The sequence below is a fragment of the Lysinibacillus sp. FW301-JW8 genome (assembly GCF_058788755.1).
Genome location: NZ_JBYTBB010000023.1, coordinates 17,427 through 34,854, shown reverse-complemented (window position 1 = coordinate 34,854; position 17,428 = coordinate 17,427). Strand labels below are relative to the sequence as shown.

At 35.3% G+C, this 17,428-nt stretch carries 14 protein-coding genes; 3 read left to right on the top strand and 11 right to left on the bottom strand.

Annotation, left to right across the window (positions count from 1 at the left end; all coding sequences use genetic code 11):
- Positions 1–82: 82 nt before the first annotated feature.
- The 3 genes from hepT to AC3WOM_RS11400 all read right to left on the bottom strand — a co-directional run bounded on the left by hepT (position 83) and on the right by AC3WOM_RS11400 (position 2,516).
- Positions 83–487 (bottom strand): type VII toxin-antitoxin system HepT family RNase toxin, encoded by a 405-nt coding sequence (gene hepT / locus AC3WOM_RS11410; protein WP_492446854.1) that lies wholly within the window; start codon positions 485–487, stop codon positions 83–85.
- Entirely contained in the window at positions 480–899 is a 420-nt protein-coding gene (gene mntA, locus AC3WOM_RS11405; RefSeq protein WP_492446821.1) for a type VII toxin-antitoxin system MntA family adenylyltransferase antitoxin, read from the bottom strand. The genes hepT and mntA overlap by 8 nt, the downstream gene beginning before the upstream one ends.
- A gap of 384 nt (positions 900–1,283) precedes the next feature.
- A complete protein-coding gene (locus AC3WOM_RS11400; RefSeq protein ID WP_492446820.1) occupies positions 1,284–2,516 on the bottom strand; it encodes an EAL and HDOD domain-containing protein in 1,233 nt (410 codons plus the stop codon).
- A 452-nt stretch (positions 2,517–2,968) separates the two neighbouring features.
- Between AC3WOM_RS11400 and AC3WOM_RS11395 the strand changes: the two genes are divergently transcribed.
- Together AC3WOM_RS11395 and AC3WOM_RS11390 are read left to right on the top strand one after the other, a co-directional pair.
- Complete coding sequence (locus AC3WOM_RS11395; protein ID WP_492446819.1) at positions 2,969–4,270, top strand: hypothetical protein; 1,302 nt, start codon at positions 2,969–2,971, stop codon at positions 4,268–4,270.
- 160 nt (positions 4,271–4,430) lie between these two features.
- Positions 4,431–5,378, top strand: coding sequence for a helix-turn-helix transcriptional regulator (locus tag AC3WOM_RS11390; RefSeq protein ID WP_492446818.1), 948 nt, complete (start codon positions 4,431–4,433; stop codon positions 5,376–5,378).
- Between the two features lie 64 nt (positions 5,379–5,442).
- On the opposite strand, the gene AC3WOM_RS11385 is transcribed toward AC3WOM_RS11390, so the two are convergent.
- Complete coding sequence (locus AC3WOM_RS11385) at positions 5,443–6,273, bottom strand: ABC transporter substrate-binding protein (protein ID WP_492446817.1); 831 nt, start codon at positions 6,271–6,273, stop codon at positions 5,443–5,445.
- 346 nt (positions 6,274–6,619) lie between these two features.
- Here AC3WOM_RS11385 and AC3WOM_RS11380 point away from each other — a divergent pair, with 346 nt between their 5' ends.
- Entirely contained in the window at positions 6,620–7,843 is a 1,224-nt protein-coding gene (locus tag AC3WOM_RS11380) for an MFS transporter (RefSeq protein WP_492446815.1), read from the top strand.
- Between the two features lie 73 nt (positions 7,844–7,916).
- Here AC3WOM_RS11380 and AC3WOM_RS11375 read toward each other — a convergent pair whose 3' ends face one another.
- The 7 genes from AC3WOM_RS11375 to AC3WOM_RS11345 all read right to left on the bottom strand — a co-directional run bounded on the left by AC3WOM_RS11375 (position 7,917) and on the right by AC3WOM_RS11345 (position 17,128).
- Positions 7,917–9,845, bottom strand: coding sequence for an AraC family transcriptional regulator (locus AC3WOM_RS11375; RefSeq protein ID WP_492446814.1), 1,929 nt, complete (start codon positions 9,843–9,845; stop codon positions 7,917–7,919).
- A gap of 165 nt (positions 9,846–10,010) precedes the next feature.
- Complete coding sequence (locus AC3WOM_RS11370; RefSeq protein ID WP_492446812.1) at positions 10,011–11,531, bottom strand: AraC family transcriptional regulator; 1,521 nt, start codon at positions 11,529–11,531, stop codon at positions 10,011–10,013.
- A 23-nt stretch (positions 11,532–11,554) separates the two neighbouring features.
- Complete coding sequence (locus AC3WOM_RS11365) at positions 11,555–11,926, bottom strand: hypothetical protein (RefSeq protein WP_492446810.1); 372 nt, start codon at positions 11,924–11,926, stop codon at positions 11,555–11,557.
- A 274-nt stretch (positions 11,927–12,200) separates the two neighbouring features.
- The gene (locus tag AC3WOM_RS11360) at positions 12,201–13,139 is read right to left on the bottom strand and encodes an ABC transporter substrate-binding protein (RefSeq protein WP_492446808.1); all 939 of its coding nucleotides are present in this window, start codon (positions 13,137–13,139) and stop codon (positions 12,201–12,203) included.
- 101 nt (positions 13,140–13,240) lie between these two features.
- Positions 13,241–14,839 (bottom strand): helix-turn-helix domain-containing protein, encoded by a 1,599-nt coding sequence (locus tag AC3WOM_RS11355; RefSeq protein ID WP_492446807.1) that lies wholly within the window; start codon positions 14,837–14,839, stop codon positions 13,241–13,243.
- Positions 14,836–15,834 carry an AraC family transcriptional regulator gene (locus AC3WOM_RS11350; RefSeq protein WP_492446805.1) on the bottom strand — a complete coding sequence of 333 codons (999 nt, stop codon included), beginning with the start codon at positions 15,832–15,834 and terminating at the stop codon, positions 14,836–14,838. Before AC3WOM_RS11350 ends, AC3WOM_RS11355 begins: the two co-directional genes overlap by 4 nt.
- A 127-nt stretch (positions 15,835–15,961) precedes the next feature.
- Positions 15,962–17,128, bottom strand: a complete 1,167-nt coding sequence (locus AC3WOM_RS11345) for an MFS transporter (RefSeq protein ID WP_492446804.1) — start codon at positions 17,126–17,128, stop codon at positions 15,962–15,964.
- Positions 17,129–17,428 lie beyond the last annotated feature (300 nt).

The window sequence follows — 17,428 nt, the reverse complement described above, 5'->3', positions numbered from 1 at the left end:
CTACTATCCATCAGTTCGACCATTCTATCCGTTTTATAAACAAAACAACAGGCATAGATCTTTACTGCCTGTTGTTTTTACGTTACATAAACAATATCTCTGCTGTAAAGATCTTAAAATCATTTAAATGATTCTCGATGATTGCCTGAAGTATATTTAATTCAATTGTTTGATAATCATGTACAGCAATATTCCGAAATCCAACCATATTCATTAATGTTTTTGCTAATGCATGATTTATAATATTATTTTCCTCGAGCAGCTTGAATGCTTCTCGACTTGTTTTGGGCAAACCAAGCTTTAAATCACTAACAATATGCATGGCCAAATCAATACTAGCTTCACACGCTCGTTGAATATTTAAAATAATACTATCCTGCTTGGTAAAATCCATTAAATTTTTAGGATTATCGCCATACACTTCCCTAACACGATTCACACATCGTTCAATTGTTGCAACCTTATTTAAAACAACATCATTATTCACCATAGACACTACCTCTTTCTTCAATTGTCTTTAGAATTTCTGCACGTTGTTCATTTAACGTCACATACATGGACAATGCCTTCATACGTTCTTTAACAAAGGTGTTTTCATCTTTGCAATCAATAACAATACCACTTGAAAAAATTTGTGCTGCAAACACTGTATCAACCGTTTTAATATCAACTAAATCAATATCTACATCACAAGACTGTGCAAGCTCTCCTGCTAAAAGAAAACGTTCATAAGCCGAAAGCTGTCTTGCTGCAAAATACGCAATATCTAAATCGCTATCTTCCCGTTCCGAACCCTGCGCAAACGAACCAAAAACAATAATAAAGGTCGGATTTACAGCTGATTCTAGCTTTTCTACAACTATCTTCTGCCAATTTTGCTGCAAATCAAACACCTCCATTCATTAAAATCATTATAACAAACTCTACCCTTTGTTTGATGACTCTATTCGTTATTTTGGAGGTTCTATTATTGCATTGTTACACCATTTAATAGACTGTGTTCAGACATTCAATCCATCGTCATAATAGCTTACCACGTATTAGTATTAAGCAGTTGGTGCAAAATCGCCATCTCGGAAACCATTAATGATGCCTACCGTGTGATTTATCCATCTCGTTTGTCCCCATAAACTAAATGGCTACACTTTTCTTTTTCAAAAAATCTAGAAAAATTAACGGGCTTAGAGGGAATCTATATGAATATTACAACCATACACAAAAACATCTGATTGCTGTATAGTACCCTTTTATAGGTCGCGATTCAGAACATTTAAGAAAGCTTATTATAATGATGATTTTTCCGCCCATTCCATTGCTTCATGGTATAAAAGATCAATGTTTGCCAGATCAATATTTAATTGAGGAGCTAATTCCTCTAAGTTTGACCAATCTAATTTACCTAAGGCGATACTGAATTCAAGATATGGTGTCATCTCAGTTTGATGACCAAAAATCGTGTTCGTTATGTCTTCAGAAAATGGTAGCTGTTGTAAAATTACGTCAATTGGTCTTTGTAGCAAAGTATCTATTAATGAAAACATGCCTACCAAAAAGTATTCAGAGAAGTTTTGCTTATTGGAGAGCTTCGCCAATTTTTCACATACCTTCGCCCGGAATAATGATGTACGCATAACCTCTTTAAAGAGATCCGTATCAGTATTAATATCAATTTCCCGCATAGCTAATAAGTAAATCCATTTGCGTAAATTTGATATCCCAAGTAATACTATCGCTTGTTTTATAGAGCGCACTTTAGATTTAGAACGTCTAGAAGAACTATCAATCATTTGCAATAATTTATATGTTAATGAAAGATCACGCTCAATATTATCAGCTAGTAGCTGTATATCAGGTTCCTCTTCCTTTAATAGAGTAATAATGTAGAAATATTGAAGGGTATTCGCTGGTATATCTGTAGCTTTAATTATTTGGAGTTGTTCAAAAAAATAGCCTTGGAATAACTCATAGCCTGAGTGTTTTGCAACTTCAAATTGATTACGTGTCTCCACTTTTTCTGCGAGCAGCTTAATATGTGGGAAATTTTCCTTCACTTTATTTTCAATTTCCATTCTCTTGCGTAATGGTGACGATAAAAAATCAATTTTTATATAATCAATATGGGCAAACAGTTCATCATAAATTTGAACATGCTCATCCAATATAAAATCATCTAATGCTATTTTATATCCATAAAGCTTCAGCTCAATTACTCTCTCTACTAATTGTGGTGTAAGAGGGACATCCTCTAATATCTCAATAACAACCTCTGATGGATTCAAATATTCATTGATTGAGCCCATGAGCAAGTTTTCTGTAAAATTCACAAAACAAGGCTTACCTTTTGTTACCTCTTCAATACCAATTGAAAGAAATGAATTTACTAGTACGTCAACTGTAGCCGCATCTGAATCAACCATCGGGAAAGTATTTCCGCTTTTACTACGATATAATAATTCATACGCAACGACTTGTTCATGAAGGTTAAAAATTGGCTGTCTACCGATAAATACTTCCATTTTAATCCTCCGTTTTTGTGTAATTAATGAATAAATGGAACATTTTTCATCATTCCATATCTATACATTAACATTTCGTTCTAAACAGTTTCTGAACAAACCTCGAACGAATTTTGCAAGGTCGTTGAGCGATCCTTCAGTCCAAACATTCTATCCACCATTTTTTATAGTAGTGGCTTTAATACTCCAATCAATAAAATATCGTTTCATGCTAATTTTTTAAACTTTCCCTAAGCTAAGTACATAAGTCATATCACCATAAAAAAACATACAAACTATCTACCTATTCCTCCAAAATACGAATAAAAAGATCCTAAGCTATGATAAAATTGATTTATCACCATATCTTGGGATGGATAACAAAAATTTTTATAAGTTTAATTAGCCATGCATCAAAATTTTCTCAAACTAATTCACCATCAAACTTTTCCAATAGGAGGTTTTCTTATATTATGACAAACAAAAAAAGACTAGCATTACTAGCTCTAGTTGCAGTCCCTTCACTTATTTATACGACACCTACTACAACAGCTGCTGCTACCGATATCTCAAACCAGCCTACAGCAGCCTACATATACAATGTTGCAAATTATAACTCAAATGTCGCCAATGTTATTCAGCTTATTTCAAATATCAATAACACAACAGCTTCTTTCCAAACATCGTTAGAATCTGCTCTTAAAGCCTATAACGCCTTAAATGAAAACGAGAAACAATATGTAACCAATTATGCTACTCTTTCTTATCATCAACAAACGAGAATTGCTTATCGCAGGCTTGCTGCGCAGATTGAAGAGAAATTAGCTTCTGTTGAATCGACTTCTGTAAACTATTATCAAAATGTCTTAGAAACAAGAGATTGGTATAATACGTTGAATGCTGCACAAAAAACCTATGTAAGCGCACAAACACAAAAGACATTGACATCTTCTATCTTGCCGAATACTTCTACCGATAAAGTAGTCAATAAAATTAAATTATTAAACTCGTCTCGTACTAACTTCCATAAAGATGTCGCTGATGCCAGAGCTGAGCTGAATGCGTTACGAAAATATTCGAACATCTCCTTACCTTCTGGGATCGAACAGCTTTTACTAGATGCTGAGCAACTTGTTGCAAAAGATAAAACAGTAGCGAAGGAAGTAGAAAATGCCATTAAAGGTCTATCACCTAAAACTTCCACTTCTCAAGATGTTCAAACAGTCAAAACAGCATTCGAAGCCTTGACACCTGTACAACAGCAGCTTGTTCCAAATGTCTGGACATTAGTAGACTATGTAAATGGCAAATATTCACTATCGGCGAATGGAAAAGGGACAAAAACGCCGACTTTATCAGATACAGCCGCTGTACCAGGTAAAACTACAGAAATGACTAAAAGCAAAAATACCTATAAAGCTAAAATAAATGTGGCTGACTCTGAAATAGATACAGAACGCTACGTGCTAACAACTAAAGCCAATATGACGGTCATCATTCCACCGCTAGAAACTCTTCTAAATGAGGATAGTGGCGTGATGGATATTCAAGTTACACGAAGTTTGAATCGTATCAATTTCCAGGCAACATTAAATAAAAAACCTGTTAAATACGACGCTGATATGGAAATCGTTATTGAAAATATACCTTCCAACTCCTATATTGTTCGTATCGATGAATTCGGAGAGAGAATGCCAGCCGACTATACAATTGATGGCAATCGAATTTATATTCAAACAACTACATCTGGTACATTCCAAATTGTTAGAAACTAAAATGATTTTTATAAACGAAATAAAAGCACGCTAGGCGCAGTATCCACCTAGCGTGCTTCATGTTATTGGCATTCTTATTTGCAATGAAAATCGTTCTCATTTATAGTGGATATAATAAGAAATTTTTAACATATCTTATTACTTAAGGAGCGTTCAAGAATTGAATTTAAACATCGATACCAATGATTTAGACTCACTCTATAACGAAATTGAATGCAGACAGCTGATTCTGCCGTCCAATCAAAAAGCCTATAGTTTACCCATCCATAATGGCTCAGGCACCATTGAAAGACAGCTTTTAAGAGTAGGGATGGAAATGAATTGGTTTCAGGCTCAAACGAATGAACCTATATCTTTAAGCTGCGACGTTCGTTATCCTCATCTTGAATTGTTCTATCCGCTATCTGGGGATGGATTTTGGGGAACAAATGGCAAGGAATTTAGCTTAGCAGCCAATACCTCCAATTTTCTATTTGTCCAAAACACGAAAATATATTCTGAGCTGACGCCGAAGGAAAAGGTAGTCATGATGGAATTACGCATAGATTTAAGGCACTTCAAACAACTATTAATAGAAAATAAACATCTTTTTGAGCAGTCGTTTTTTTGTCAGCAAATATCCGAGCCCTCTCACATTCATAGACTAATCGAGCAAATAAAGAATTGTCCTTATACTGGCATGCTGAAACAGCTCTATATAGAGGGAAAAGCACTTGAATTATTAACCCTTCATTTAAACGGAATAGAGCTTGAAGAGAATAAGAAGAAAGCCGCTTCGAAGCTTAATGAAACTGATATTCATGCTCTCTATCATGCTAAGGAGATTTTAAACAACTGCTGGAGAACGCCTCCAAGTATTTTAGCACTAGCCAAAATGATTGGCTTAAATGACTATAAATTAAAATATGGCTTCAAAGAAATATTTGGTACAACCGTATTCGGCTATGTTAGAGATTTACGTATGGTAGAAGCTCGAAAAATTTTAGAGCATGGGAAGGCAAATGTCAGCGAAACAGCGCTAATGGTTGGGTATCAAAATTTAAGTCATTTTGCTACATTATTTCGCAAAACATTTGGTTATAACCCTAGTGAAATATTAAAAAAATAAAAAATAGTCATTCTTAAAAATTCTCTCAAGATTTTTCAATCATTGAGAGAATTTTTACATTGTCCTATTTTAATGCATTATAAATATCTTCAATTCCTTTTATTTTGGCAAGAGCTAATGGACCAGGTAAAGATGGATCATCTAAGTAATAAACTTGCTTATTTTTAACTGCGTTTAAACTTGACCAAACGGCGCTATGTTCCAAATCTTTTTGAACACCACCTGCAATTGGTGTTTGCCAATTATTCACAACGAAAATATGATCTGGATTTAGTTTACCTAGGCCTTCTAGACTTATGGTTCCCCCTTTTTCAGCCTCTGGAACTGGCTTTAATCCTAATCCATTATAAAAGGGTTCAAATCTTTCTATATCCCATGTGACAAATTTTTCTTTCCCCTGGTACATTGTAAACAATACAGTTTCATTACTATGCTTACTAAGTTCTTGTTTATACCTAGACGTTTTTTCATCAAAATCTACTAGCACTTCTCTTACTTTTTCTTCAGCTCCAACAATTTCACCAATTTGCATTAATGTTTCTCTCCAATCGCCTGCTTGTGGCAAAATCACTGTTGGAGCTATTTTAGATAATTGTTCGTATTTGTCGCTCATATCATCAGCTGCAATAATCAAATCTGGTTTAACAGCAAGTACCTTTTCAATATCTACTTCCTGACCAAGATCTATAATTGTATGATCTTTTATTAACTCATTTAAGTAAGGGAAATTTCTCTGAATAGTACCAATCCCTTGACCAGCAATTGGAAATACACCTAAAACAGCTAAATAATCTACAAAGGATATGTAGGGTGTCGCAATTCTTTCGGGCTTTTTATCAATAGTTGTACTGCCTTCTAAATGGTGAATTATTTTTGGATACTGAGTCTGTTCCACTGTAGAATTAGGAGCCTCCTTCTTCATATCTACTTCTGTTATGTTCCTAGAACATCCTGTCACCATGAGTAGTAAACAAAGAAAAACAAAAATACATTTATAATTTTTCAATCTACACATCTATTTATTCCTCCTTAATTATTGAAAATGATAATCAATATCATTATTAAGTTTATATAAAAATTTTTATTTTTCTACCATTTCCGGGATTATTTATACTAGTATACGGATTTTTTTCGTCAAAACTGTTGTTAAAAAATCCATTTGCCGTTAAAGAAAATCCCTTACTGAGTAGCAGCTCATACAATACACATTGATAATTATTATCAATAAAGGAGGAATTGACTTGCAGCCAAAAAAAGTTATCTTTTTATCAATGATTATTTGTTATATCGGATTTGGGGTTATAATCCCAATTCTTGCACCTTTAATTCGCGAGATAGGGCTTCAGGAAAGGCATGCTGGAATTGTTATTTCTATCGCTGCCTTAGTATTATTACTAGCAGCTCCTTTCTGGGGAACACAAAGTGATCGTATAGGTCGGAAAAAGGTCATGGTGATTGGATTTGTTGGTTTCTCATTTAGCTTAGCCTTTTTCGCCTTTTTAGGATGGATAGGCATGAAGGATTTATTACCAATCAATGTTGTGTTCATCCTATTACTTAGCTCGAGAATTATGTTTGGCTTCTTTTTCCCGGCTATTTCATCATCCTCACAGGCATTGATGGCAGATCTCACATCTGTGCAAGAGAGATCAGCAGGTATGGCCATGATAGGTGCAGCCACAGGGATTGGCTTTATTATTGGTCCGGCCCTAGGAGCATTTCTATCAACGATCAATCTAATTTTCCCAGTTATTATCACAGCTATCCTTGCATTAATCGCTGTCATTTTGATAGCCGTGCAAATTCCTAAAACAGAGCCGACTGTAGTAGCCAATAAACGCACTAAAATTAAATTAACAACTAGTGGTCTTCGTCCCTATCTACTTATTGCTACGAGTGTCATGTCAATGATTGTTATGCTTCAAGTAACATCTGGTTTTTTTATACAAGATCGATTTTCATTAAACGCTAAGGAAACGGCAATCTGGGTAGGTATTGGTATGTTTGCCGTTGGTATAATGATGGCACTTGTGCAAATGACAGTTATTCAAAAACGTCAGTATTCACCACGTAGGCTGGTACGTATCGGCCTGCCAATACTTCTACTAGGATTTGTCCTATTAATCGAGTGGAATCATTTAGCTGGATTTGTGATTGCCTTTATGCTATTTGGCATTGGTGGAGGTTTTCTAATGTCAGGTTATACAACTGGCATCTCCTTGGCAGCCGGAAAGGAGAATCAGGGTGCTGCTGGCGGTTTAACAGCTATTGCTACTGGAATTGGTTCATTAGTTGCACCAATTGTTGGAACAGAGTTATATCGTATACATCCAGATACACCCTATTGGATTTGCATTACAATTAGTCTTCTACTAATTATATATGTATTTTCTTCACATAAGGGCTTAGTCATTGACCACACTGTAAAGAAAGAAGCAAGAGAAAACAAAGCATCTCTTGTATAATTATTTCATCATGTCTATTAAAAAAAGCTGCCTTTCTAGTAACACTAAAACTAGTAAGCAGCTTTTATCATGCTTATTTTGTTGTGGCTAATAAACGATCCACAATGAAATCTAATTGTTTATTTAATGAATAAATGTCATTGTAATAACAAAAACCAAAATCTATTTCTATAAACCTACCTTCTTTAATAGCCGGAATATTAACCCATACTGGATGCTTCGTTAAATCTGCCATTCCCTCATAGGATGAACGAAAAACATAATCACCTGCATAATCCGTTAATGTCTCTAAAGAAACATCCATTGCCTGCTGTTTATTATCTTTATCATCAATCTTTTGTTGAATAATTTCTGGAGCCTTCAATCCCAAATGCTCATATATTATTTGTGAACCACGTCCAAAGGTATAGCTTGTCACAACTGACATTTTCCCCTTGCCGCCTTCCATAATACTAACGGTTTTATCTAAAATGTCTGCCTCTTTTAGCTTTTCTTGGCTATCCTCTACTTTTTCATAAAAATTAGCCAAAAGCTCTTTTGCCTCTTTTTCTTTCCCTAGAACTTCACCAATCTTTGTTAAGCGTTGATCTAATGACGTTGTTGCATCATCTATGACGATTGTAGGCGCAATTTTTTCCATTTGTCCAAATAGCTCCTCATTACTTGGTACAATAATAACATCTGGTTTTAGTTGTATCACAGCCTCGACATTAGGTTCAAACCATTCACCTAAATTTTGAGTATTTTTTAATTCTTCCTCAAATGCAGCTCCCTCTTGGATTTTTGAAGAGCCAATAGGTGTTACACCAAAAGCTAGCACATCGCCTGTATAATACATCACAACTATTCGTTCAGGATTAATCGGGATTTCTACATCTCCTTTAATAGTAGAGACAATTTTCGTCTGGGATGCAGCTGCTTCTGTTTGCGTGGTAGACGCTTGATTTTCTCCGCTTGCCGTATTAGTGGTAGCTCCGCCAGTACAGGCACTTAATAAAAGTGTGAGACACAATAAAAGTGTCGCAATAGTTGAAGTTCCTCTTTTATTCATTGATTCATACTTCCTCTCTCTATATTGATAACCATTCTCAATATAATGTTGGAAACTAAAATCAACAATGGAGTATCTTTCAGACATTGAAGGACTATCCTTTACTAAACCACTGGCTTGCTCTCTTTGACGGAATTGTGTGGGTGAAATACCTACTCTTTTTTTGAACAATTTACTAAAATAGTAAACATCGCTATATCCTACACTCATAGCAATTTCACGTAAGCTCGCATCCGTCTTTACAAGTAAAATTGTGGCCTTGTCAATTCGATGCTGTATTAAATATTCAATGGGACTACAACCTAATTGTTGCTTAAATTGAATGGATAAATGAGATGGACTATAACTTAATGCCTTTCCCATGGATTCTAAGGTCAAAGGTTGTGCATAATTTTCTTCAATATAGGCTTTAATTTGGGCAGATATACTCCATTTTTGAATCTCTACATCCTCACCATAAAATTGTAGAAAAATTTCATTTAATAATTGATAAAATAGTGATTTAACAGTAAATTTCCCAAGGTTATTTGCATTCTTCCACTTTCTATACATCGCATGTACTTTTTCAAAAACTGTGATGGATGAGTTAGGTACAAGATTGAATTGAGTTTTAAAGGGATTATTCTGTTGCATAGCTCTTGCTATCAGTTTATTAGTGGTTAAGGGGATGGAGGCACGGTAAAAAATCATATAATATTCTAGTCCATCATTTTTAGCAATTATTTTCAGGATAGACCCCTTTCCTCCATGAATGAGATGGAAGCCCTCAACCGAATACTTTGTAAAATCTAGTGAGACTTCGGCATCTCCTCTTATCGAATAAAGGAACATACTAGCAGGCAATTTATATGTATTCCCGATTTCTTCAGGCTTTAATATTACACGGCGGATATCCAATACTTTAATCGTTGCATGATTCCAAAGAAGTATAAACTCCTCTTTTGACAGCATCCCATATCATTCCTCCCAGTACATTACTACCTTCCAGTTTATTATAATTGATAATAATTCTCAATTTAATTTTTCACATGCTAGCTTTTTTCTTACATAAAAAATCACTCAAACCATCAGATGTTTGAGTGATCGTATTAATTTTTACTTTTAAAAAGGGGCGGATTATTTATCTTGACCATGCTGTACTAACAGCTCTGTCACTTCCTCTATTTGCCCTAAAATAGAGATAGGGTCTGAAAACCAGAAACTCCATCCATCAATTTCAAAAATTTGGTCATTTTTCACAGCATCTAATGTTTTCCAAATTGGCTCGTTTTTATAATCGTATGTTTCCACAGCTTTATCAATAGCCATAAAAATATAATCACCTGCATAATCTGTAAGCAATTCAGGTGATAATTGCAGCCAAGGCTTTTCAGAATCAATATCCTCTAATACTTTTGCAGGTGGAGTTAGTCCAAGCCCATCATAAAATGATCGCCCTGTATAGCCATTACCGTATAATGTTATGTCATTTTTTGCTCCACCAGCTAAAATCGTAACTGTTTCATCCTTACCAATAATATTTTGAACAGTTTGTCTGGCTTTAACTACCCTTTGATTATAGTCATCTAACCAAGCCTTCACTTCTTCCTCTTTATCTAAAATTCTACTAAATTCCTCCAATGTTGCATTCATTTCTAAAGTAAAGGGTATTAAGACAGTAGGCGCTATTTTTGCATATGCTTCGTATTTCTTCTCGTCCCCAGTAATAATAAGATCAGGTTTTAAATCAACGACTGCTTCAAGAGATTCTTCAAAATAAGCAATTCCTTCATTATGCTTCTTTAAGTAAGGACTTTTCATATAAAGCTCCTGTGTTCCAACTGGTTTAATGCCTAAGGTCAATAAAAAGCCTGGATAATAATCTGTTACAATACGTTTTGGATCAATAGGAATTTCCACATCACCATTCACAGTAGATACGATCTTGGTTGTCGACTGTACTTCTGTTGATTGATTAGTTGGCGCTTTTGTCTCTCCATTAGAGCTATTTATTGCTGTACCACCGGAGCAAGCACTTAGGAATAAAGTAAAACAGAGAAATAGAGTCGCCATTATAGAAGACTTTGCTTTCTTATTCATCGGTAAATCTCCTTTTTGTATATATTGATAATAATTATCATTATCAATATAATGTTGCAGTAACTTCTTGTCATTAGACAAAGAAAGCCGATGAATAGGACGATACGATTCATTACGTTTATGCTGATTTTGTTGTTTAAATTGTACAGGGGTTAACCCATTGTATTTTTTAAAAATACGAATGAAATAGGAAACATCTTCATAGCCAACACTGATGGCTATTTCCTGCAAGCTTGCTTGAGTATATAGTAGTAATTGCTGTGCCTTTTGAATTCTTATATGAATGAGATAATCAATAATACTTCTACCTGTCTTACGTTTGAACTGCTTTGCTAGATAGGGCACACTATAATTTAAAATTTGTGCAATGGATTCTCTCGTAATAGAGTGACTGTAGTACTCTTCAATATAATCTTTAATTTGCTCAACTAGATCAGGTTTATGAACATGCACCTGTTGTTTATAGAGCTGTCGTAAAAGCTCGTAAACAAATTGATAAAACAATGCTTTAACATGAAAATGCTCTAAGTTCCCTTGTGTTTCCCATTCCCTATGCATAGCTTCAAGCTTTTCCTGTAAAGTCAATGCATGTAGACTTGAAACGCATATTGAAATTGAAATGGATTATCGCGTTCCATTAATGCCAGTATCTCCGTTTTGCAAGGATGAGACATACTAGCTTTGTAAAGAATTAGGTAATATTCAAATACATCCTCTACAGGGCTGATATGGAGGCACCCTCCTTTACCACTATGTAATATATGAGAACGTTCTAGCTTAAAGTTCTTTCCATCCAATATTACATTTGCCCTTCCCTTAGTGGCATATAGGAAACTACTTGCAGGTAACCGATAAGAGGCAAGCTGTTCATCTTGCTCCATCCTTGTAAAACGTATATCAAATATGCGAAGGGAAGCAGATTTCCACAAAAGTAAATGATCCTCTATTTTCATTGTTCATTTCCACACCTTTCTAATGAAAACATAGAAAAATTAGGTGATTACTTTTGTCATCATTATAAATGATAAACATTCTCAATGGTATTAAAATAAAATTCTGAATGCTTTCTCTACGGGAGTCTGTTCCAACGAAGGTGTCACTTTCTATTTTTACGGGAAATTTTCCACTCTGTTCTTTGAACCTCTCTATTCTAGACATGTAGACATACCTTATCTTCGTGATATGAAAAATACTTCCCTGCTTTATCAACAAGGAAGTACCATTTTCTTATTTTTTACTTGTAAGCCATTTGGTTAATTCTTCAACCTGAGCAAGGACAGCAGTTGGATCATAATACCAAGAACGTTCCTCTGGCCAGATGTAAAAGTGATCATTTTTTACTGCTGGTAAGCTACTCCAAATCGGATCATTCTTAAAATCCTCAAGCGTTCGAGTATCGGAAGTCAAAACAATATAATCACCTGCGTATTTTGTTAGCATTTCCTCTGAAATCTCTGCCCACTGCTTTTCCATAATTTCATCAGCAATTTTTGCAGGCGGCTTTCTTCCGAGTGCCTGATAAACTGGCTGTCCACCACGACCAAAGTTATCACCATAAACATACAGTTTTTTACCCGCATCTTCAATAATTGAAAAGCTTGCATCCGCTTGGATTATCGCATCCACCTGTGCTTTAGCATCAGCAATTTTTTGATCATACTGTGCTAGCCAGTCCTTTGCTTCCTGTTCCTTGCCTAGTAATTGACCAAAGTATGTAAGTTCTTCATGTGCATCTTTTAATTCACCAAAAGGAATCACAACAGTTGGAGCAATTTTACTTAAAGCTTCATAATTATCCCCATTTCCTGTAATAATTAAATCTGGTTTTAATTCTATAATTTTTTCTGTGGATGGCTTTCCATAAGTTCCAATGCTTGCAACTCCTTTTAAGGCATCCTTTAAATAATAATTTTCAAGTGTTAATCCTGGTGCACCTATAGGCTTTACATTTAAGACGATTAAAGTAGCAATATATTCTTCAGCAACGATACGCTTCGGGTTTATGGGTATTTCAATCTCTCCATTCATAGTTTGTACCTTTTTTGTATCTGCTGATTTGCTCTCTTTATTCGTAGTGGTTGAGGTTGTCGTATTCCCACAAGCAGCTAATAAAAGCAGTAACCCAAGAAAAAGTGAAGCAATGATTTTTCTTTTTTGTAATAGCAATCTTATCCCTCCATACAGCTTAAATGATAATAATTCTCATTCATTGTAGAAGAGTATACTATAAATGTCCATGTATGAAAGTGATCTGTCACCATGCACTTTTATGATGTCAATACTCTCATCAATTCTTCCAACTGAGCTGCTGTAGACAATGGGTCATATCCATAAAATAATTCATACTGATTGATAAAATACACTTGTTTCTTACGTACAGCCTCCATTGACTGCCATTGTTCTGAGTGTAGCAACTGCATAAGGCGTTTTTTACCCAAATCATGCTTAGGTATAGCCGTGATAAAAATATGATCTGCTGGAAAATAAACAAGCTCTTCAATTTCTGCTGGAAAAAAACCAGATTCCCTAATACTTTGAGCAACAATTGAATTCGGTCGACTAAACCCTAGATCATCATATAATATTTGACTTCCCCTACCATAGCTACTATCTAGACAATAGGCTGCATTGCTACCTATTTCCCAGACAATTGCAGTGCCTCTTTGACCAATCCACTGATCGAGGATATGATTACTGTTTGCTATCTGTTCATTATATTGATATAGCCATTCTCCAACTAATTCCTGTTTGCCAACAATATTGGCGATAAGGCGAAACTGTTCTCGCCAGCTTAACTGCATACATGGAAGCTCGAATACAGGTGCAAGCGAAAGCAATGCTTTTCTCTCTCTTTCACCACTGTAGTTAATAATGACATCTGGGCATGCCGCTATGATTTCCTGATAATTTGTGGCAACATCATGCTCATAGCCCTTTAGCTTATGTACAGTAGGAACTGGCTTTAAGCTCTCAATATATGGTGAAAATACACCCAATTCAGGTATAATCCCAAGAGCTAATAAGCATGCTGTATGATTTGTGTTCAGGGCAATGACACGTTTCGGCTTTTGATAATAGACTGAAGGCGATACACCTACGAGCTGTTTAAATTTCCTGCTTAAATAGGTACCTTCTCGATAGCCAACATCTCCCGCAAGGTCATCTAATTTCGGCATTTCATACAATAGCTTCTTTTGTGATTCACGGACTCTTAGTAAAGTTAAGTATTTAGTAAATGGATAACCTGTATGCTTAAGAAATGTGCGCGAAAAATGTTCTGGACTCACTTGAGCTTTATCCGCCATTTGCTCACGGGTCAATTCCTCATGAAAATGTAAATGAATATATTCTAGTGCAATTTCAATCCATGATTCTTCTTTTTGCTGTATAGATTCATTTAATTCTGTATAAAGCTTCTCTAACAAATCGGCGAATAATTTTTGTAGGCGGAATGGATGTGTTTTTTTAATAGCCCTTGCTTCCTTCTCTATTTCCAATGCTAGACTCATAATCTTATGGGAACAATTTTGAATCATGGTGATTTCTTGAAACAAGCTGGACTCTCTTACTCCAAACGGGCGATACTCGATGACTATTCCACTCACATTACTATTATTGGGAATATAAAAATCACTAATATGATCCCAAAATATTATGGTTTTGGCATGAAGCTCAATTTGCTGATTTTGAAGAGTATAGCTAACATTGCCATCATAAACGATGATGATACATGGTAATGAGGAAGAGTGTTTATAGGTATCTTGCATATCTTCTAAATGAAGTATTTGTATAGGCTGATAAAAAATATGGGAAAGTAGGCTATCACTCTGCTCCCACATTTTAAGCTGATCTTCTACGTTTTTCATAAATTGTTCCCCTTGATAAATGGCTGAGAGAATTTCCTTAATACCTCTCTAGGATTTATTCCATACTTCCCCTTAAACGCTGCAGCAAAATGGCTTGGATTGGAATAGCCTACTGCATTGGCAACCTCTGTTACATTCATTGAGCCGTTTTGCAGTAAATAACTGGCCTTCTCTAAACGTTTCTCACGTAAATAGCCAAATACTGTTGTGCCAAACATTTCTTTAAAGCCCTTTTTTAATTTAAAATCATTTAATCCAATTAAACGCGACAATTCCATTAAGGATGGTGGATTCATCATATTTTCAATTATTATAACCTGTGCTTGACGTATCTTTTCCCTATCACTAGTTGAAAATTCCGTTAAATTGATTGGCTGGTTGAGAAAAGTTTGAAATGTTCTCATTAACAATTGTAAAACAGTATATTCAAGCTCTAAATTTGTCATTTTTTTAGCAGCAATAGCATGCAACATTTGTTGCAAAATAAGCGTATCAATAGCATCAATTTTTTCCTGAAACAGGCGATAGGAGGCACCTTTAAGAACTTCATGAAAATTCATAAAACTCCCATCGTTACCATCAATCTTATTCATATAACGATTAAAGGTTGAAACCGGAATCCCAATACCAACCATTTGATAAGATTCATTTTTATTGAATAAAAAACTTGCTTCTACTTGTTCAATAAATTGTAATGAACATGTCCCTGCAGTTATTTCATAGGCACAATCCGAAATTTGAACTCCCCTTGTTCCTTGTAGACAGAAGCTTACTTCTACCATAGGCTTGGCTGTAAGTATATCCATTCGATGCTCTTTATAAAATGAATAATCAGAAACGACCACTTCCAAATCCTGACGAGGGCTAAGTCGATGAATAGCTCCAGCTTTTACATTTGACTGAAAAGCCATATTATCCTGTGGTATTTCCTGTGGATTCAGTATTTCTAATGCATGATAAAAATGAATAAAATTTTGATGAAAATCAACTTTCATAAAGGTTGTCACCATCCTTCAGCTCTTCATTGAGAATGATTATCAATAATTAACCAAAGTATAGCAAACGGAGTTACTTTTAGCTATCAATTTCGCCCCAGCATAATTACATTCATCAGAGGCTTTATCATTCCTGTATATTTTCACCCTTTAGAACTGTTGACAGGAGTAGTGTAAAGAGAAAGATGATTGCACCAAAGCTATAAGCCATTTTAAATCCTCCTGCATACTCAATAAGCCAGCCTGCAATTCCTGGTCCCATCATTTGACCAACTGCATAGAAAATGGAAATAAAACCTATAGCAGCTGCTACATACGAGGATGCCACCTGTTGGCTAGCCTTCATTTGGATCAAAACAAGAACTCCTCCAAGTGAAGAGCCCCATATGATGGAGGATAATATAAATCCTCCTGTATTTTCTAACATAATTGGAAGGAGATCTCCTATAACAGATAATAACAATGCTGCTATCAAGGCTTTCTTTACACCGATTTTATCAGCCAACATTCCCCAAAATGGAGCTCCCCCAATAGAAACGATGCCAGCAATAGCATAGATGGAGCCTGCTGTAGCAGTTGAGATACCGAGCTCTTTCATATAGCTTGTTTGATATAAATTAGGGATAAGATAGACTAGTCCAATTGCAAAATACATACCTGCAATCATATATAGCTCCTTACTTCGCCAAGTAGTGTTACTATTCCCAGTTGTATCCTTGTCAGCTGTAGCCTGCGGTTGCTTTATCACCCAAAAAGCTAACAACACTACTACAATGGTCATGATTGCAAATATTAACCAGGCGCCCCTCCAGCCTAACTCTGGAAATTGCTTTAGCATAAATGGCACGAGTAAGCCTGAAAATAGCATCCCAATACCAGCTCCGCTCATTAGCAGTCCCATCACAGTGCCCCGTTTTTTTGGATATAGGCTAACGGCTATGGATAGTAGAGGTGTATAAACAAGCGCACTTCCAGCTCCTGCTAAGAACAAAGTGATGGCAGCCAACCAAAAGTCTGTGACAAATACTAGACCTCCCAATCCTAAAATAACAAGACCTCCTCCAACGAGCAGAACATTTTTTGCACCAATGCGCATTGTTAGCATTCCTGAAAGCCCTACTGTTAGTAGATAGCCTAGAAAGAGCATTGTTCCTAATAACCCAGATTGTGTTGTTGACAATGAAAGCCCTTGCTGCATAAAGGGTAAGATAATACCATAGGCCATACGTGCAAACCCTGTCGTTGTTACAATCAATAACATTCCAGTTGTAACAAACAGCCAAAAATTTCTCATTTCCCTTCCCTCCTAGTTCATTTAATAGCTACATTACCTTAAAATGTAATTAATCTTTCTTTTATTGATAATAGTTATCACTTAAAACATGGTTAGTTTAATCTTTTTAAATATCGTTCTCCACCAATTGGCGGATATTTCAACGGTTAGACGGATTTTATTTCCAAATCCTACATGATAATCAATTAAATTTTGGATAAAAATTAAATGTACTTCTTTAATTTCTCCATTGTAAAAGTTAATGTGCTCTATTATGCTAACTATTGTCGATAATGATTCTCATTATCTATTAACTACTAT